The organism is Desulfobulbus rhabdoformis (genome assembly GCF_016919065.1).
GTDB lineage: Bacteria > Desulfobacterota > Desulfobulbia > Desulfobulbales > Desulfobulbaceae > Desulfobulbus > Desulfobulbus rhabdoformis.
Genome location: NZ_JAFFQA010000023.1, coordinates 58,200 through 77,035 on the forward strand (window position 1 = coordinate 58,200; position 18,836 = coordinate 77,035).

At 50.5% G+C, this 18,836-nt stretch carries 17 protein-coding genes; 12 read left to right on the top strand and 5 right to left on the bottom strand.

Going from position 1 to position 18,836, the window contains the following annotated elements:
• Positions 1-20: 20 nt before the first annotated feature.
• On the top strand, positions 21-806 hold the full coding sequence (locus tag JWJ90_RS13080) for an enoyl-CoA hydratase-related protein (protein ID WP_205227694.1): 786 nt from the start codon (positions 21-23) through the stop codon (positions 804-806).
• 197 nt (positions 807-1,003) lie between these two features.
• Here JWJ90_RS13080 and JWJ90_RS13085 read toward each other — a convergent pair whose 3' ends face one another.
• Positions 1,004-1,891 (bottom strand): LysR family transcriptional regulator, encoded by an 888-nt coding sequence (locus tag JWJ90_RS13085; RefSeq protein WP_420828914.1) that lies wholly within the window; start codon positions 1,889-1,891, stop codon positions 1,004-1,006.
• Positions 1,892-1,989: 98 nt separating this feature from the next.
• Between JWJ90_RS13085 and JWJ90_RS13090 the strand changes: the two genes are divergently transcribed.
• From JWJ90_RS13090 to JWJ90_RS13100, 3 genes are all read left to right on the top strand, one after another.
• A complete protein-coding gene (locus tag JWJ90_RS13090; protein ID WP_205227677.1) occupies positions 1,990-2,166 on the top strand; it encodes a hypothetical protein in 177 nt (58 codons plus the stop codon).
• 406 nt (positions 2,167-2,572) lie between these two features.
• Complete coding sequence (locus JWJ90_RS13095) at positions 2,573-3,235, top strand: FadR/GntR family transcriptional regulator (RefSeq protein WP_205227678.1); 663 nt, start codon at positions 2,573-2,575, stop codon at positions 3,233-3,235.
• A gap of 41 nt (positions 3,236-3,276) precedes the next feature.
• Entirely contained in the window at positions 3,277-4,287 is a 1,011-nt protein-coding gene (locus JWJ90_RS13100; protein WP_205227679.1) for an alpha-hydroxy-acid oxidizing protein, read from the top strand.
• A 249-nt stretch (positions 4,288-4,536) separates the two neighbouring features.
• Here JWJ90_RS13100 and JWJ90_RS13105 read toward each other — a convergent pair whose 3' ends face one another.
• The 3 genes from JWJ90_RS13105 to pepN form a co-directional block, all read right to left on the bottom strand.
• Complete coding sequence (locus JWJ90_RS13105) at positions 4,537-4,737, bottom strand: cold-shock protein (protein ID WP_205227680.1); 201 nt, start codon at positions 4,735-4,737, stop codon at positions 4,537-4,539.
• A gap of 510 nt (positions 4,738-5,247) precedes the next feature.
• A complete protein-coding gene (locus JWJ90_RS13110; RefSeq protein ID WP_205227681.1) occupies positions 5,248-5,514 on the bottom strand; it encodes an RNA recognition motif domain-containing protein in 267 nt (88 codons plus the stop codon).
• A 204-nt stretch (positions 5,515-5,718) separates the two neighbouring features.
• Positions 5,719-8,355 (bottom strand): aminopeptidase N, encoded by a 2,637-nt coding sequence (gene pepN, locus JWJ90_RS13115; protein ID WP_205227682.1) that lies wholly within the window; start codon positions 8,353-8,355, stop codon positions 5,719-5,721.
• 359 nt (positions 8,356-8,714) lie between these two features.
• On the opposite strand from pepN, the gene JWJ90_RS13120 reads away from it, so the two are divergent.
• Complete coding sequence (locus JWJ90_RS13120) at positions 8,715-9,926, top strand: bifunctional nucleoside/nucleotide kinase/histidine phosphatase family protein (RefSeq protein ID WP_205227683.1); 1,212 nt, start codon at positions 8,715-8,717, stop codon at positions 9,924-9,926.
• A gap of 43 nt (positions 9,927-9,969) precedes the next feature.
• Here the strand turns inward: JWJ90_RS13120 and JWJ90_RS13125 are convergent, their stop codons facing one another.
• The gene (locus JWJ90_RS13125; RefSeq protein ID WP_205227684.1) at positions 9,970-10,320 is read right to left on the bottom strand and encodes a hypothetical protein; all 351 of its coding nucleotides are present in this window, start codon (positions 10,318-10,320) and stop codon (positions 9,970-9,972) included.
• Positions 10,321-10,577: 257 nt separating this feature from the next.
• Between JWJ90_RS13125 and JWJ90_RS13130 the strand changes: the two genes are divergently transcribed.
• From JWJ90_RS13130 to JWJ90_RS13160, 7 genes are all read left to right on the top strand, one after another.
• On the top strand, positions 10,578-11,705 hold the full coding sequence (locus JWJ90_RS13130; protein ID WP_205227685.1) for an SPFH domain-containing protein: 1,128 nt from the start codon (positions 10,578-10,580) through the stop codon (positions 11,703-11,705).
• Between the two features lie 18 nt (positions 11,706-11,723).
• Positions 11,724-12,962, top strand: a complete 1,239-nt coding sequence (locus JWJ90_RS13135; RefSeq protein WP_205227686.1) for a TFIIB-type zinc ribbon-containing protein — start codon at positions 11,724-11,726, stop codon at positions 12,960-12,962.
• A gap of 135 nt (positions 12,963-13,097) precedes the next feature.
• The gene (locus tag JWJ90_RS13140; RefSeq protein ID WP_205227687.1) at positions 13,098-13,616 is read left to right on the top strand and encodes a nucleoside deaminase; all 519 of its coding nucleotides are present in this window, start codon (positions 13,098-13,100) and stop codon (positions 13,614-13,616) included.
• On the top strand, positions 13,613-14,629 hold the full coding sequence (locus tag JWJ90_RS13145; RefSeq protein WP_205227688.1) for a radical SAM protein: 1,017 nt from the start codon (positions 13,613-13,615) through the stop codon (positions 14,627-14,629). Before JWJ90_RS13140 ends, JWJ90_RS13145 begins: the two co-directional genes overlap by 4 nt.
• Positions 14,630-14,887: 258 nt before the next feature.
• Positions 14,888-16,918, top strand: coding sequence for an ATP-binding protein (locus JWJ90_RS13150; RefSeq protein WP_205227689.1), 2,031 nt, complete (start codon positions 14,888-14,890; stop codon positions 16,916-16,918).
• The gene (locus tag JWJ90_RS13155) at positions 16,915-17,307 is read left to right on the top strand and encodes a response regulator (protein WP_205227690.1); all 393 of its coding nucleotides are present in this window, start codon (positions 16,915-16,917) and stop codon (positions 17,305-17,307) included. The genes JWJ90_RS13150 and JWJ90_RS13155 overlap by 4 nt, the downstream gene beginning before the upstream one ends.
• Complete coding sequence (locus tag JWJ90_RS13160; protein ID WP_205227691.1) at positions 17,307-18,740, top strand: ATP-binding response regulator; 1,434 nt, start codon at positions 17,307-17,309, stop codon at positions 18,738-18,740. Before JWJ90_RS13155 ends, JWJ90_RS13160 begins: the two co-directional genes overlap by 1 nt.
• Positions 18,741-18,836: the final 96 nt, after the last annotated feature.

Consider the following 18,836-nt stretch of genomic DNA (forward strand, 5'->3'; position numbering starts at 1 on the left):
CTGAAAAAAAGGTGAAAAAAATGACCACATTTAAAAATATCCGTTTGGAAAGAGACCAAGCTCTTGCAGTGGTTTCCATTGATCGCCCAAAAGCTATGAACGCTCTGAATTATGACACGTTGCAGGAATTAAAGGTATGCTTTGAACAGATAAGTGGTGACCATACCTTGAAGGTTATCCTTTTGACAGGTAGCGGGGAAAAGGCTTTTGTTGCGGGGGCTGATATCTCCTATATGCGCAGGATGAACGCACATGAAGCAACGGAGTTCGCCCATCTGGGACATAGCGTGATGATGATGATAGAAAGCGCGCCTCAGCCGGTGATTGCTGCGGTAAATGGTTTTGCCTTAGGCGGTGGCTGCGAACTTACTTTGGCCTGTGATATCCGTATAGCTTCTACCAACGCAAAATTCGGTCAGCCGGAGGTTAATCTTGGGGTAATTCCAGGTTTCGGTGGAAGCCAGCGACTGCCACGATTGGTGGGAAAAGGAGTAGCCAGTGAACTCTTATACACCGGTGACATTATTGATTCGACAGAGGCTCTTCGCATTGGACTTGTTAACCGTGTCGTGCCACAAGATAAATTGATGTCAACCTGCAAAAACATTGCCGAAAAGATTTGCAGCAAGGGGCCTAGAGCAATACAGATATGTAAACAAACAATAAATAATGGTTGCCAGATGGATATTGCCAGGGCAAGCCAATATGAAGCGATACAATTTGGTCAGTGCTTTGCCAGTGAAGACCAAACGGAAGGGATGACGGCTTTTCTGGAGAAACGGCCACCTCTATTTACAGGAAATTAACATTCGGTATAAGAAAGCACATCTGCATGACTCATATTCAGCTAGAGTATCAGGAAGAAGCTCAAGGTTTAAAAAAGATGGGGACTTCAGAGAAATCTGTGGGTGAACTCCGGCATTCACCTCGATCATGCCATGATTCTGTCTCAAAAGCGGGACCATCTCTTTTGCATCAGGAGTGCATGTATTGGCTACCGGCTTCAGGTTGCAGAAATCTGGAATTGCTCAGCTAAATCCAGCCAAGCCTTGGCAGGGGGAGGCAAATAGCCACCTCGCCGCCAGACCAACCCCATGTGCCAATGGATAACCGGTTGATCGATAGGGATGCGCCTGGTCAGGGCATGAGGACGTTGCAGAGCAATCATCCGTGGTAAAAAGCAGGCGCCCAATTTGAGAGCAGCCAATTCGACAAGAAAATCGATTTGGCTCGAATAAGCCGCAACTTTGGGAGTAAAACCATTTTTTCGGCATGCTCCAAGAATGATAGGGTTCAAAGCCCAGCCTTCCGCATAAAGGACGAAAGGTACTTCTGCCAACTCAGCAAAGGTAAGGCGGTCGCATTGTGCAAGTGCATGGTCGACGGAGATCAACATGTCAATCGGTTCCCGCCGTAGTTCGTGAAATTCTAAGAGTTCATTCACCGGCAACAATGCAGCAGCAATATCGAGTTCCCCCGCAAGTACGAGTTCCTCAAGCCGCTTACTGCCGTATTCTACGAGCTGCAGATCGACCTTCGGGTAAAGTTTGCGGTAAGTCATAAACCACCGGGCAAACAGAGTGTTGCTACCAATTGGGGGGAAACCCAAGCGAAAAGTGCCCCCCATGATACACCGAAGTTCCTCAATTTCAGCTTTAAGGTCCTCGCTTTCCGCCAGGATTGTCAACGCACGGCGATAGACAATTTTTCCAGCGTCCGTCAAAACACAATTATGGCCGACCCGGTCGAGAAGCTGGAGCTCCAGTTCCTCTTCAAGTTGTTTGACCGCCTTGCTCACCGTTGGCTGTGTAGATATCAAGGTTTTGGCTGCCCGGGTAAAGCCCCCTTGCCGAACAACCTCTACAAATGCCTGTAGTGTTCTCATCTCCATGTTATTCCTATTTCGAATAGTTTATATTCGATTAAATCATTTTACGAATGATAGACCTCCGCTTATCGTACATCAAGAAAATACTTCAGGAGACTACAATGAAGAAAAAGGAGATGTTGAACAATCAGAAAAACGAGCTTGTAAGTCAAGACCACAAACATGATAGAAAAACAATTCGGACTGTTCATCCTGATACCTGGAAAGAAATATATACTATTTGGTCCATACCTCCCGGCTCTTGGTGGGATAAAGGTATTAAAAAAACGAAAAAATGAATATTGCTCCCCACTTGCTGTTGATCAGTGTGGTCTTTATCTTCGCCATTATCGGTTCGCAGCAATATTGCCAAAGCGGGTTCTCGACAGATTATTCTATAACAACCGTAGAGCTAACCTGATACATTGGTCATTATCACAGCAGTGATGCTCCTGGCTCCCGATTCAAAAAAATAAAATTAATTGCATCTGCCGATTGCTGCTTACCCCTGCCCATTCTTTCCATTGAAGTTACCTCAAAGAGTTCGCCGTGCAACAACGTGGCATGGACGATCAGTCACATCGGGAATACATGCTCTGTTCATATGGCGTATTAACCCCCGTATTGGTTGGGCCAATTTATCGTTGACATCACCTCTGTGGCTTGATATTGGTTGGGCCAATTTAATGGAATTGTGTGGGGAGCATGGATAATAAGCGACATGATGAAATCGTCAGCCAGATAGAAGGGCTTATCAAAAATGGGCAGCTCAAGGCTGGGGAGAGGCTACCGGCAGAACGGTTCCTGGCCGAAAAGTTCCAGGTTTCACGAAATACGGTGAGGGAGGCTATAAAAGCTCTTGCAGAAAGTGGGATTGTCGCAAGCCGCCGCGGATCTGGGACATTTGTTGCAGAAGGAGCACTCCGTCATATTGTGGAGGGGGCGTCCCGTCAGCGTACGCGACTCAACGAAATATTTGAGCTTCGCAAAATCTTCGAGCCTCAGATTGCGGCTCTTGCTGCAAAGAGGATTACAAGGGAACAGCTGGCTGAACTAGGACAGGTGCTGGAAGAGCAGGCAAAAGCAAAGGAGTCGGGCGTAAACGAGGTTGAACTGGATGAACGTTTTCATCACCTTATTGCCCAGGCAACTGGTAATCGTGCGCTTCTGGATCTGTATGAAACCCTCAGCGGCATCCTGGGTGAAAGCAGAATAAGCGAACTACAAAGCAAAGAACGATACCTCAATTCCATAGACAACCATAAGAAAATCCTCAAAGCACTGAGCTGTCAGTCAGAAAAAGAGGCGGCACAATGCATGCGCCGTCACATGGATCAAGTAGAACAGAATCTTGATAACCTTACATAGGTACAGGCCCCATACCAAAAAAGAAGTGGAGAACAAAAATCATGAATGAAATTTACGAGAGCGCAAAAGAGAAAATGCAAGGGTTCTGCAGGGTTTGTAAACTGTGCGACGGTAAAGCATGCAGGGGAGAAGTTCCCGGTATGGGCGGGCTGGGTACCGGTTCCTCCTTTACTGCGAACCTGGAAGCACTTGCCCGATATAGATTCAATATGCGAGTGCTTCACGACGTTACCACTCCTGACACTCAGGTGAATGCTTTGGGCAAGGATTTTTCAATGCCGGTACTTGCTGCGCCAATTGGCGGTGTAAGTTTCAACATGGGTGGCAAGGTCAGTGAAGAAGAATATATTAACGCAGTTATAGGTGGTTGCCGGGCTGCAGGTACCATGGGGTGTACAGGAGACGGCGTCCCCGAATTTATTCATGTTGCTGGTTTTGAAGCGATTAAAAAGAACAATGGTGAAGGGATCCCCTTTATTAAGCCCTGGGAAGATGAGGAGTTGTTCGAAAAGCTAAAGAAGGCGGAAGACTCCGGAAGCTCCGTGTTCGGTATGGATATCGACGCAGCCGGCCTTGTCACCCTGAGACAAATGGGAAGACCGGTATCCCCCAAAACAGTTGATGAAATAAAAAAAATTATCGCATCAACCAAAATGAAGTTCATCCTCAAGGGGGTGATGACAGTGGATGAGGCCATCCTCGCCTGTGAAGCCGGTGCAGACGGTATCGTTGTCTCAAATCACGGCGGTAGAGTCCTCGACTCGTCTCCTGGGGCGGCTGAGGTTCTGGAGGATATCGCCAAGGAAGTTAAAGGTAAGTTGACTATTATTGCCGATGGTGGTGTTCGTAGCGGTGGCGATGTATTAAAACTTCTGGCACTTGGAGCGGACCTTGTAATGATTGGCAGGCCTGTTTCCGTTGCAGCTGTCGGCGGCCTCCAGGAGGGGGTGGAAAAATACCTTGCCAAGATTAAAGGTGAGCTCATTCAGGCCATGGTTCTCACCGGCACAGCTTCTGTCTCCATGGTAAATAGAAATATTTTGCGTTCTTAAAAAACGGCTCGAGGCCGAGCCAATAGAAATTATGCTGCTCTATCTTGCTTTGGGAGGCGTTGCAGGTTTGCTAACCGGGCTCATTGGGATAGGCGGCGGACTGGTCATCGCCTCGATGCTCACCTTTGCTGCCCAACCGTTGTCACGTTGTCAGCATCTTTGGCCATGTCGCTTCTGGTAGTTTTGGCACACGCAAACAACAAACCCCACATGGAGTGGGGTTTGTTGTTTTTGGCGAAGACGGAACGATCAGCACTTCACGACATTTTGTGCCGATGGTCCTTTGGGGCCGTCGGTCACATCGAAGCTTACCCGGGCGCCTTCTTCAAGAGACTTGAAGCCAGAGCCCTGAATGGCAGTATGATGAACAAAGACATCTTTGCCACCTTCTTGCTCGATAAAACCAAATCCTTTTGAATCGTTAAACCATTTTACAGTTCCTTCAGCCATTGCAACTACTCCTTGTTCGTTGTGTGTACATATCACACAGTTCTGTGGCTGGTCCGTTTTGGGGACCAGTGGTGATGCACCGCATTATCAAAAGGATGATGCGGCAAACGGTTAAAACCTCAAGTTCTGCTTATTACCTGGCTTGGCCAGACAAGCCGAAGACATTGGACGCGTTAGATCCACGATTGCGTGAACGGCGCGAACCTGAAGTTGTATGTGCTTTTTTGCCGGTTGCCCTGTGACAGGCTTTGAACCCGGATTTTTCCAATTTGAGAGAGAGCCAGTTTTTTTGCCTTGTGCTTGGTACGGGGAAAAACAAGGGTGGTTGCCATATGTTCATTTTTGAGCAGACGGAGAGACAACGCAGTATCCCTGGTGGCGGATTGCTGTTAACCGCGTAAAAAGACAAAATCTGATGGCTTCGCAGCAAAAAGATCGTGTGCACGAAAATCAATTAATGCCTGATATGCACGTAATTAGAGTGAGATGGTGAAGAGCCGAGAGGGGGGATTATCTGCGGCGCTGGCCTCTCTTGACCGGCGGCTTGGCTTCATTACAGACAAGTTTGCGATGTTTGTATTCCTTGCCGTTTAACCCTTCCATGGCTTTGTGCCCCTCAGAGCGGGTAGACATCTCGACAAAACCGAATCCTTTGGATTCACCGGAAAATTGATCGATAATAAGCTTGGCACTGACGACACTGCCAAATTGGCCAAACAGCTCTGAAAGTTCAGATTCAACAATGTTAAAGGGAAGGCTACCGACAAAAAGTTTCATGCTCTTTCTCCTGAGGGGTGATAAGCAAGAAACTTTTAAGGTATCTAAAGATATGGAATTATAAATAAGATAACAGAAAAAGAAGATGCTCTTTGGAAAGTTCAGAGCAACTTACAATAAAAAAAACAAAATTTCAAGCTAATCAAAAAAAGCCAGGGAATATCAAATTCCCTGGCTTTAACGTCTTCCAATATGCGAATTACATTACAGCGAACGCTCAACGATCTCCTTCACATCATCGGAGAGTTTGGGCTGATCGCCAATCCGTTTGAGTTGCTCACACATAAGTTGCTGACGCCCGCTGTCATAGCGGCGCCACTGGGTCAGCGGTGTGATCATGCGGGAGGCAATCTGTGGGTTGAGTTCGTCAAGTAGACAGATCTGATCCCCTAAAAATGCGTAGCCTGAACCATCGGCCGCGTGGAACTGGGCGTGGTTGGTTGCACAGAAGGTGGAAATCAGCGAGCGGACCTTGTTCGGGTTTTTGTAGGTGAAGCTTGGATGCGTGGTCAGTTCTTTGACCCGCTCCAGGGTACCGGGTAGGGTGCATCCTGCCTGCAGGATAAGCCATTTATCCACTACCAGCGGATCCTTGTGCCATTTACCGTGGAAATCTGCCAGTAATTCCAGACCAGTATCCAGGTCGGCATTAACCACACAGCCCAGGGCTGCGATGGAATCGGTCATGTTGTCGGCCTGTTTATACTGGTTCTTCCCCCGCTGCAGCAGGCAGGATTCCAGCTCACCGGTCAGCGTGGGGGCTGTCAGATAGGCCAGGCAGAGGTTGCGCAGTGAGCGGCGACCTGCTTCATGGGCACTATAGCGATAGGGCTCGGTCGAGTGCAGGCTGTCATAGCATTTAACCAAATCAATGCGCAGGGTTTGGGCAATGAGTGCGCGAAACTGCTGGCGAACACTGGAGACCACAACCGGATCGATGACCTCCATCTGCTGACTGATCCAGTTTTCCGAGGGCAGGGCCATTGCCATGGCCAGAAAGGCCTGATCCGAATTGCGATCCAAGAGCAGGTTACGCAGGCCGGTAATCAGCCGCTCATTCACGGTTATCTCTTGCCCCCGGCTGAAACGCTCAATCTGTTCAAGCATATAGCGCAGACCGAGTTTCTGTCCGGCGTCCCAACGATTAAAGGGATCTGGGTCAAAGGCCATCATCCGGCTGAGTTCTTCTTCGCTCTGTTCAAAGAGTACCTTCACCGGGGCAGAGAAATTTCGCAAAAAAGAGACGGTTGGTTTGGCGGGAATGTCGTCAAAGGTAAAGCTTTGCTTCTCTTCAGAAAGAACCAGCACGCTGGTCGTTGCATTGTGACCGGTTCCAACTGGAATGGGCAGTCCTGCCTCGTCAAGCAGGCCAACGGCGAGTGGCATGGTGAAAGGCTCTTTTTCCTGAGCTTCCCGCGTGGGCGGACAGTGCTGTTCCACCGTGAGCACCAGCTGCTGTTTTTCGGCATCGTAATCTGCCTGCACCCTGAGTTCGGGCGTACCCGCCTGGGAATACCATCGCTTAAATTGGGTTAAATCCTTGTCCCAGGCGGTCTCCATGGCACTGACAAAATCGTCGCAGGTGACGGCCTGGCCATCATAGCGTTCAAAATAAATATCCATGCCCCGGCGGAAGGTATCCGGCCCAAGCAGGGTATGGAGCATGCGGATGACCTCGGCACCCTTATGATACACTGTCAGGGTGTAGAAGTTGTTGATTTCCACAAAGGATGGCGGACGTACCGGATGGGCCATGGGCCCGGAGTCTTCACGAAACTGGAAGGAGCGAATGATGTTGGCGTCCTGTATGCGTTTCACCGGCCGTGAGATCATGTCTGCGGTGAATTCCTGATCCCGAAAAACGGTTAACCCTTCTTTGAGGCTGAGTTGAAACCAGTCTCGGCAGGTGATACGGTTTCCGGTCCAGTTATGAAAGTATTCATGGGCAATAACGCCTTCGATCCCTTCATAATCCACGTCCGTGGCTGTTTCGGGCAGGGCCAGGACATATTTGGAATTAAAGACGTTGAGGCCCTTATTTTCCATGGCACCCATATTGAAATCATCAACGGCAACAATCATAAAGAGATCAAGATCGTACTCGCGGCCGAAGCGCTCTTCATCCCAACGCATGGATTTTTGCAGGGCTCGCATGGCATGGCCGCATTTTTCGCGGTTGCGTTCTTCCACGTAAATATGCAGACCAATCTCACGTCCAGAACGGGTGGTGAAGGTGTCACTGATCTTAACCAGATCGCCCGCCACCAGGGCAAAGAGGTAGCAGGGTTTGGGGTAGGGGTCATTCCAGGTGGCGTAGTGCCGACCATCTGCAAGATCACCGCTGTCAATCAGGTTACCGTTGGAGAGCATCACCGGGCAGGAGGATTTGTCACCAATGATGGTGGTGGTGAAAACACTCATCACATCCGGGCGGTCTGGAAAGCAGGTGATGGTACGAAAGCCTTCAGCCTCACACTGGGTGCAGTAGTTGCCCGAGGAACGATACAAGCCTTCAAGAGCCGTGTTTCCGGCCGGATCGATTTTGGTAGAGACAGTGACCTCAAAGGACTCGGTTGGAACATTTGGAACGGTGAGCAGGTCATCGCTAAAGCTGAACTGATCGGCTTGCAGTTGGTTCCCGTTGAGTTTTACTCCTACCAACTCAAGACGTTCGCCGTTTAATACCAGCGGCTCTGCAGTGGTATTGTTGGGGCGAATTTGCATTCTGGCTTCAACTGCAGTGGCATTGGGATCCAACTCGACTCGCAGGTGGATAGAGTCAACCAGGTAGGCTGGAGGTGTATAATCTTTAAGAAAGGTTTCTTTTTTCTGTGCTGTCATGGTGTTGCCATGGTGACTAAAGTTCAAAGACAATGGCCCCGTGTAAACGACACAAGGTCATGTGCCACCAACATGGCGGCGTATTGCAACAGATTCCCGGGATGGAAGGGGAAATTGCAGCGTAATGCGGAAAAAATCTTTTCGCAAGCTATCGTAAAGATGGGCTGAACGCAAGCAGAAGCGGACAAAGAGAGCCGATCTTTCTCAAGTAATGATGAATGCTCACGGATTCAGGTATTTTTGAGCTTTAACGTGGCCTCGATGTTCGACAGGTAAAATATTCCTGCAAATTTTTGCATCAGTACGTACAATAGCAGCAGAGACGGTCTGGACGCTGATCAATAGATCCGGAGACAGCAATGAGAGGGAAACTGGTGCTTGTAATGGTTGGTCTGCCTGCACGGGGCAAATCGACCATGGCGAAAAAACTTGGCCGTACCCTGGAGTTTGACGGTATCAGGGTACGTATATTCAATAATGGTGAACTCAGGCGTAGGCTTGATACCGGGGAAGATAACTCTTCATCTGAGTTTTTCTCGCCCAGTAACGAACGCGGCAAAGAGCTGCGGGAGCGTATCTCTCAGATAAATATTGAACAGGCGCAGGCTTTTTTTCGGGAGGGGGGCAATGTTGCCATCATGGACGCCTCCAATGTCACCCGTGCACGCAGACGCCGCCTAGCCGAGGCCTTCCCCGATATCCCACTGTGCTATATCGAGTGCCTTAACGCCGATGAAGAGGCCCTGGAAGCCAATCTTGAGCGCAAGGCTCGCTTAAAAGAGTTTCGTCACCTCACCACGGAACAGGCCCTGGAGAGTTTTGTCAAACGTATCAAGTATTACGAGTCTATTTACGAACCCCTGGATACCGAGGCCAACCGTATTCTGGTGGATAGCTTTGACAACTGTATTCTCCAGGTACAGATTACCGACATATTGCCCTACTATGACCGTATCCGCGACGTGATCACCACCCGAGTGGTGCGCAACCTCTTTCTCGTCCGTCATGGAGAGACCCTGTTTAACCGGGAGGATCGCATTGGTGGTGATTCCGAACTCACCGATAAAGGCCAGGCCCAGGCCAACTCTCTGGCCGAGCATTTTGCCACAGTTCGTATTCCTATCATTTTTACCAGTAACTATATCCGTACCCTGCAGACGGCCTCACCCATTAGTGAGCGTCAGGATTCCTGCTCTATCATCGCCTTGCCCGAGTTTAATGAAATTCATGCCGGAGTCTGCGAAGGGATGACCTACGAGGAGATTCGGCGGAACATGCCCCATGTGGCCAGGGCGCGTGGTCCCAATAAGTACCGCTATATATACCCAGACGGCGAAGGGTATAAGACCATGGAGGACCGAGTCCACCGGGGGCTGAAAAAGGTCTTTTTCCTCAACAACTACGATGAAAATATCATGATTGTCGGCCACCGGGCGGTCAACCGCATGATTCTCTCTTCCTTCCTCACCCGCCAGGAAGAGGAAATACCCTATATTTACATGCCCCAGGACCGTTACTACCACATTCAGATCGACCCGCATAAACGGCTCTTTGAACTGGTTCCCTATTGAGTGGAAATGAAACCTGAAGCCATGACGGTGGATGACTGCTGAGTTACTGTAAGCTGCTGGTGTCATCCTCGCCAAAGCCGTGTTGCATCCCGTGTTTGGCCTCCATCTTTTGAAGTTTTTCCCGCGCCTCTTCCTCGCTGATACCTACATTCGCAGCCAGTTCGCTGATATCGTAGCAGGGGGTGCCATCTGGTGCATAGCCCTGGGGCTTGAGTTCGGGGAAACTTTCTTGTGTGGCATGACCACTGGCCTGCTTCAGTAACTCCTGAATCTCCGGGGGGCCGTAAATCATCAACCATTCCACCGCCTCTGCCCATATTGTACTGTCCACGGTCGGGTGCTGTAAGATCTCCAGTGCCGATTCCAACGTCCATTCTTCATGAAATTCCATCATTCATCACCGTTGTTGTGCTGTGCATATTCTCAATGTTACGAGATCGTTGCCTGAATCCGTGACGGCAGGAGGGCTCTGAACAACGTCTCCTCTTTTACTTGTTGTTCAGGTTCACCAGCCATCGTGGAATCTTGATATTACTCCCGAGAAAACTTTTTTGCCGAAGCAGATCAAACTACTATAATACGCGTAACTGTCGCAGCAAATGCGCAAGTGAATCCTTGAGCAGGACAACTCCCCCAAATACGGAGCGAACAATGGGCGTAGATAATGTGTTTTTACTGGAATCCCTGGAATGGTTCGACGAGAGCGGCCAGGAACTGTTGCATCGACTACCGGAGCAGGGATCCGGGGAGATCAAATTCGGCGCCCAGCTCACCGTGCGTGAGTCACAGGCGGCAGTCCTTTTCTATAAGGGCAAGGCCTGTGATGCCTATGGTGCCGGGCGGCATACCCTCAAAACCGGGAATATTCCCATCCTCACCAAGATTCTTTCTGTGCCCTGGGGGGGAACCAGTCCTTTACGAGCCGAGGTCTTTTTTGTCAACCTCAAGGTTTTTCCCAACCTGAAATGGGGGACCCGTGATCCCATTGCCTTTCGTGATGCTGAACTCGGCCTCGTCCGTTTACGCGCCCATGGCATCTTCAATATTCGTATTGTGCAGCCGGTGCTTCTAATCAACACACTGGCCGGCACCATGGGGCGTTTTACCACCGAGGAGGTCGAGGATTTTCTGCGGAAGGTGATTGTCTCCCGCTTTAATGACTATCTGGGGGAAAACCTGCATTCACTCTTTGATCTGCCCGGCAGCTTTGACGAGATTGCCCAAGGCCTGCAAAAACGGTTAGTCCTTGATTTTGCCCGTTTGGGACTCGCCCTTGATGCTTTGTATGTGACATCGATCACGCCACCTGAGGAAGTACAGCAGGCTATTGATGATCGTTCGCGGCTGGGGCTTATTCAGGATATGGATAACTTTGTGCGGATGAAGGCAGCCATGGCCATGGAAAAGGCGGCAACCGTTGGAGGAGAGGCAGGAGCCGGAATGGGACTTGGCTTGGGGATGATGATGCCCGCCATGTTTGGCCAGCTCCAACCGGGAGTCACCAAGGCTGCACCCGAGCAGAAAAAAGAGGTGCCCTGTCAGGAATGTGCAAACCTGATACCGGTGCATGCCCGTTTCTGTCCCTTTTGCGGGCATCAGCAGCTGTTGAGCCAGGAGTGTGAAAACTGCGGCAAAAATCTGCCGCCCAATGCCGTATTCTGTCCCAGGTGCGGTCATCGGGCGGAAGAACGGGCCGCAGAGATAACCTGCCCGCATTGTCGTGCGACCAATCTGCCTGGAGCCCTTTACTGCAACCAGTGTGGCGATAAATTGGTTTAAGCTATCTGGTTGCCTGAAATGGATCTTCACGTTGCTCAAGGATGCCCCCAGTGTGGCGCCCCTGTCGATCTTGCCGAGTCGGATCAAATTTTAAGCTGTAGCTATTGCGGTAGCTGCAATGTCTTGCAGGCTCAGGGCCCGTTTCGCTATGTGCTGCCCCACGCCGGGGAGGAAGCGGGCGAGGGGGTGCTTTTTGCACCCTATCTCCGCTTTAAGGGGACCATTTTTCTGGTTTCTGATCAGGGGATCGAGCATCGAGTCATTGATACCACCCAGGTGGCCACCCCCATGCCCGGTCTGCCTCCATCCCTGGGGCTGCGTCCCCAGGCCATGGGGTTACACCGTCTTGCTCCAGAGGGGCTGCACCGCTATCTGCCGCAGTCCATTCGAGCCAATGCAATCCTGGAAAAAGCGGCTTCGGTCGGGGAGCTTGACGCCATGCTCAAGCAGGGCTATTACCACCGGGCCTATATCGGCGAGAGCTTAAGTTATATCTATCTCCCCATAACCATTGAAGCAAGTCAACTGAGAGATGCGATCAATGGGCGTCAGGTGGGGGATATGACTCAATTGGCCGATTTTATGGTCAAGGGGAAATCGTATAAGGCTTCTTGGGCGGTGAAGTTCAAGGCCAGTACCTGCCCCCACTGTGGGGATATGATGGAGGGTGCCGGTAACAGCCGTGTCTTGCTCTGTGAGAGCTGCGAATCGGCCTGGGCTCTGGGGGCCGAAGGGTTCAAGCGGATCGACTGGTATCAACAGGCCGGCGGGAAACAGGCACGGCTCTACCTGCCGTTCTGGAAGATCACCGCCCATATACCTGTGCTTTCCATCTACAGCTTTGCAGATTTTATCGTGCGGACCAATCAGCCCATGCTTCCACGCCCCAGATGGCGGGAGCGGGCCATGAGTTTTTGGATTCCCGCTATGAAGCTGCGTCCGAAGATCTTTCTCCAGGCCGGTCGTCAGGTGACCCTGGGGCAGTGGTTGCTGCGCCCTGAAAAAGGGCGCCCCATGCCAAATCGTTTTCCGGTCACCCTGCCGGCAAGCGAGGCGCTGCAGGCGGTGAAGGTCATGCTTGCAACCTGTACAGCCAGTGACAAGAATATCTATCCCCACCTGCCTCAGGTACGTCTCACTGAGACCATGATGCATCTGGTCTATCTCCCTTGCAGCGATCGGGGACATGACTGGGTCCAACCGGATACCTCCATGACGATTCCAAAGAATATTCTCAAATTTGGCCGCTCAATGTGAAACCTGTTTCACCCTGTACAAGGCCATCTCTTTTGACAGCATTCCCTGTGCGTGGTATAGCTGGTAGCCGTTTGTTCTCGAGAAAAGATACACAGGACCGACGAATATTATATTTATAATCAAGGTGATATCCCAATGACGAGCACACATGAACACTACATGGATTTGGCCCTGGAAGAGGCGCGCAAGGCCTTGGCCGAGGGAGAGTTTCCGGTGGGTTGTGTCATGGTTTCAGAAGACCGGATTATAGCCAAAGGGCGTCGTCAAAACAGCCAGGAAGAAACCCGAAATGAGATCGACCATGCCGAGGTGCTGACCCTGCGCAGGTTGATCAGGGAGCATCCCACGCTTGATTTGAGTCAGGTGCTTGTCTACTCCACTCTGGAGCCCTGCCTGATGTGTTATTCCACCATGCTCCTCTCAGGTATTCGCACCTTTGTCTGGGCCTATGAGGATGTCATGGGGGGTGGTGGCAACCTACCGCTTTACATGCTCAATACCCTGTACGCGCAGATGAAGGTGGAGCTGATCGACCGCGTTCGCCGAGATGAGAGCCTGCGCCTGTTTCAACAGTTTTTTCAAAATGGGGAGTACTGGCAGGAAAGCCTGCTGTCCCGCTATACAATGGCCCAAAGCCTGGAGCCCAACCCATGAGTACCACGCCCCACGCCCGCACCGTTGGCTTTCAGGCCGGCGAGCGCAATGTTTTTTTTCACATTCTCACTGCCTGTAATCTGGCCTGTCGTCACTGTTACATCAATCCCGACCAGCATGGCACCGCGACCCTGTCTCTGGAGACGGTTCTCAGTTGGCTCAAGCTCTTTGCCCGTCCCGAACAGCAGACCAACCTCATCCTCCTCGGCGGGGAACCGACCATGCACAGGGATCTGGCGGCTATTATCAGGGCGGCGAAATCTTTGCGCTATGCGGTAACCGTGGATTCAAACGGATACCTGCTCCATGACCTGCTTGACAAGGTGAGTCCCCAGGAGCTGGATTATCTCAGTTTCAGCCTGGATGGCCCTGATCCCGTTATTAACGATCCCATTCGCGGTGAGGGTGTCTTCAATGTCTGCACTCAGAACCTGAAAAAGGCCGTGGCGCTGGGATTTAATATAAGTCTTATTTACACAGTCTCAGGGCTGAATATCAACCATCTCCATCGTATGCCTCCACTGCTTGAAGAGCTGGGAGTTCGTCGTTTTTTCATTCAGGTGATCGGGCTCAGGGGCAATCCAGCCAACACGCAGCCAGGGGGGGAGGTCAACTGGCAGGTGGATCCGGATCAGTGGCTCTCAGTGGTTCCCCAGGTAGCCGCTGATGCCGCCAGGCGTGGCATTCATGTCACCTATCCCAAAGTCTACCTTGAGCCTGAGGAGGTTTTTCAGTGTGCGGGAATGGTGGCAGAGAATTTTTTTATTTTTCCCAATGGTCGGGTGTATCAATGCCCACTTTGTGAAGATCATGCTATCCATTCCTACGAGATCAAAGAGAACCGGCTTCTCCACCGTGAGGGGCTGAACGAGGACCGTTTTTTTCCCCTCTCAATTCCCGAAGGCTGTGTGATGAACAAACTGCTGCAGCCTGATAATATCGGTTACGCGAAGGATGGCTCCCCCCTCCACCGTATATCCTGTTGTCTGCTCAAGCAGGAAATGCTTCCATAAGAGAGCCTTCTCAAGGGATACAGAAGAATAACACATTGAAATAGCCTTATTTTTTTTAGAAGAATCGTTTTACCGTTTGCCATTCCCTTGCAAAGTATGCATAATGCGACATTGAAGAAGCTATTGATCTTTGCAAAACGATAAGCTGTCCGGCAAACCTCTGGTAACACGGATTCAGGACGGATTCAGCAAACCCTTACCCCCAAGGGGTTCTGCATGCATTTTTCTGTTTTACACCTCCCTTTTAAGCATTTCTTTTTGAACACATTTCTCTGTCTGTTTTTTTGCACAGGGACCGCCTCAGCTATTGCTCAACCGCTGATAGTGCGTGTTGGTCTCTATGAAAACCCTCCCAAAATTTTTACTGAAGACGGACAGCCCGCTGGAATTTTTGTTGATCTACTGAACGATATTAGCCGCAGAGAAGGTTGGAAACTCCAATATATCTCTGGGAGCTGGGCCCAAAATCTAGACCGGCTTGAACGGGGCGAGATCGATCTCATCCCGGATATGGCCTACTCGGCAAAGCGTGCCCAAATTTATACCTTTCCCAAAGTCCCGGCCCTCTCTTCCTGGTTCCAGGTTTATGCGCCTCGAGGGCATCATATTCATTCGATTCTCGATCTGAATCATAAACGGATAATGGTTCTTGAACGTTCCATTCAGGACACCGCCTTTGAGAGGTTACGAAAAGGGTTTGAGCTTCAGTGTGAGTTGGTGCGAGTCGATGATTACAAATCCATGTTTAGTCGGGTTCAAAGGGGCGAGGCGGATGTTGCTGTGACTAACCGATTTTACGGCATGATGAATGGCCGTAAATACGGGCTCGAAGACACAGCCGTGGTTTTTGAACCTTCTGATCTCTACTATGCCGCTGCCAAGAATGATCCCAAACATCTTTTGCCCACGATTGATCGCTATTTATCAGAGATGAAAGCTGAGCCGAATTCATTGTATTATCAATCGGTTCTTCACTGGACCTCGCAGAAGGTCGCATTCCGTTGGCCGCTCTGGTTAAAAATTGGAGGCGGGGTTGGTGCCGGTATCCTGCTATTCAGTCTATTGGGCGGAGCAATCCTCAAATATCAGGTTAATCTGCGGACGCGTGAACTGCGCCAGATAAACCAGGAGATGGAAGAACGTATTCGCGAACGTACTGCTGAATTGGCTACAATTACCCGGGAGCAGGTCTCCATCTTTGAGTCTGCCGGGGTGGGCATCATCATGCTGCGTGACCGTGTCATTGTTCGCTGCAATCAGAAAACGATGGAGATGACCGGCTACAAGTACGATGAGCTGATCGGTATGTCCACGCGCATGTGGTATGGGAGTCAAAAGGCCTATGAAAAAGCTTGTGATCAGGTGTATGGACAGCTTGCCCGAGGAGAAACCCACCGTCGTTCTCAGCAGGTAACCCGTAAAGACGGCACGGTTTTTTGGGCACGATTGAGTCTGCGCGCCTTTGACGAGAACAAACCGAAAGACGGGGCCGTGGCCATTTTAGAGGATATCAGCGAAGAGCGGCGGGCCGCTGAAACGCTGCGGCGAGCCATGGAAAAAGCCCAGGAAGCCGATCGCACCAAATCCTCCTTTTTAGCCACCATGTCCCATGAGTTGCGCACTCCGCTGAATTCAATCATCGGCTTTACCGGTATTTTGGTCCAGGGCTTGGCCGGCCCTTTGAACGAGGAACAAAGTAAACAGTTGCAGATGGTGCAGAAAAGCTCACGCCATCTGCTCTCCTTAATCAATGATGTGTTGGATATCTCCAAAATTGAAGCCGGACAGCTTGAACTCAGCCATGAATCCTTTGACCTGAATCCCACACTTACGCATGTACTGAGTTTGGTTACTCCCCTGGCCGAGGAAAAGGGACTGACGCTGGAATTTCAAGTCAAACCCCAACTTGGCAGTATCTGCGCCGATAAACGACGATTTGAGCAAATCCTGATTAATCTCTTGAATAATGCGATCAAGTTCACTGAACAAGGTTCGGTTATCCTTGCCTGCCAGGCCAAAGAAAACGAGATTTGCCTGAGTATCAGAGATACGGGCATCGGCATGGAGAAAAAGGAACTTAAAGAAGTTTTTCAGCCTTTTCATCAGGTTGAATCCGGGCTTGCTCGAAAACACGAGGGGTCGGGGTTAGGCCTTGCTATCTGTCAGCGTTTAGCGGCCCAGATGGGAGGAGTCATTACGGTGGCCAGTACTCTGGGGCAGGGCTCAACCTTCACCCTTACGCTGCCTCGGGAAACTACAATTGATCAAAGCCAGGAGGTGCATGCGTGAAAAAACCTCTGCTTATCATTGAAGACAATGCACAGAATCTCTACATGATGCAGTTTCTTCTCGAGAAAAGCGGCTTCACCATCCTCAGCACCATGGATGGAACCAAAGGAGTGGAGACGGCGCTCAGTTGCATCCCCTTAGCCATTCTTTTTGATATTCAACTCCCGGGAATGGATGGCTATGCGGTTGCCGCTGCGCTCAAACGTCACCATGAGTTGGCTGAGGTCCCCATTATCGCCGTTACCTCATATGCCATGGTTGGTGATCGTGAACGAATTTTGGCCGCAGGGGCCACAGGCTATATTGAAAAGCCGATCAATCCAGAAACTTTTGTTTCGGAAATTTGCAAGTATTTCCCCCCTGGATGGGACGCAGAGGGGAAGCTTTGATGCGGATACTCAGTGTGGATGATAAGCAGGAAAACCTCTACATGATAGAGGCTCTGCTCCAGGGACATGGCTATTCTGTCAGCTCGGCGGCAAACGGTGCTGAAGCCCTTCATCTGCTTGAGACCCAAGAAATTGATTGTATCCTCTCTGATATCCTCATGCCCGAGATGGATGGCTTTGAATTTTGCCGCAAAGTAAAATCCGATTCGCGGTACTGCCATATTCCTTTTGTTTTTTTCACAGCCACTTACACCGGGGCCAAAGACGAGGCCTTTGCGCTGAAAATCGGTGCCAACAAATTTTTGCAAAAGCCTTGCGAGCCCGATGTGTTGCTTGCCGCTATCAATGAAGTTCTCTCCTGTCCAGAGGAGGGGGAAGGCGTACCTTGTCCTGTCCCCGGTGCAGAGGACGATGTGCTCAAACTCTACAATGAGCGGCTCGTCAACAAGATTGAACAGAAGATGTTGCAGCTTGAGCAAGAAATTCTTGCCCATAAAAAAACAGAAGATATCCTGCGTCAATCCGAGACCAACTATCGTCGATTGTTTCATTCCATTCGAGACGCGCTACTGGTTACCGATGTGCACCGTAGAATTATTAACTGTAATCGAGCGTTTGGAGACCTGTTCGGCTACAGCCTGGATGATCTGTTGGGCAAGCAGACCCTGGTACTGTACGAGAGTGAGCTCCAGTATCATCAAATGAAGCAATCCCTTGCGACATTAAACGATGATTCAGTTCAGATCTTTCTTGTCCAGTTTGTCACTAAAGAGGGCAAAATCTTTCCAGGCGAGGTCAACCTCTTTCGTCTGTATGACGACGAAGAACGGATGACCGGTTATATCGGGCTCATTCGTGATGTGACCCAGCGGATCACAGCAGAAAAGCAGCAGGAGGACCTGGAGGCACGGCTGAGGCAAGCGCAGAAGATGGAATCCATTGGCCGTTTGGCAGGTGGGGTCGCCCATGATTACAACAACATGCTCAGTGTCATCCTTGGCTATGCACAGATGGGCTTGAGCAAGGTCGAACCGGGAATGCAGGTGCACGAGTTTCTGCAACAGATCGTCGATGCGGCCCAACGCTCTTCGGCTATGACCCGTAAGCTCCTCGGCTTTGCCCGAAAACAGCCTGTTGTACCTAAGGTCCTTGACCTTAATGAAACGGTCTCTGGCATGTTAAAGGTCTTACAGCGCATGATTGGTGAAGAGGTGCAGGTTATCTGGCAACCTCATGCGAATTTGCCCCCGATCTTGATTGATCCTTCCCAGGTGGATCAGATCCTTGCCAATCTCTGTGTCAATGCACGGGACTCAATGCCGACAGGCGGCAAAATCAGCATTCGTACAGCTCTGGTCAGCATTAACGATATGCTTCGTCTGAGCCATGATCAGTTGTCACCGGGTGCATCCGCTACTTATGGCATTATTTAACCCGCCGGATCCTTTTTGGGCGTGATGCTCTCTGCTGCTTTGCCTTTTGCTCATACTCCTCAAAAAAGGAATCGAATTTTGAATTGTACTTGGCAC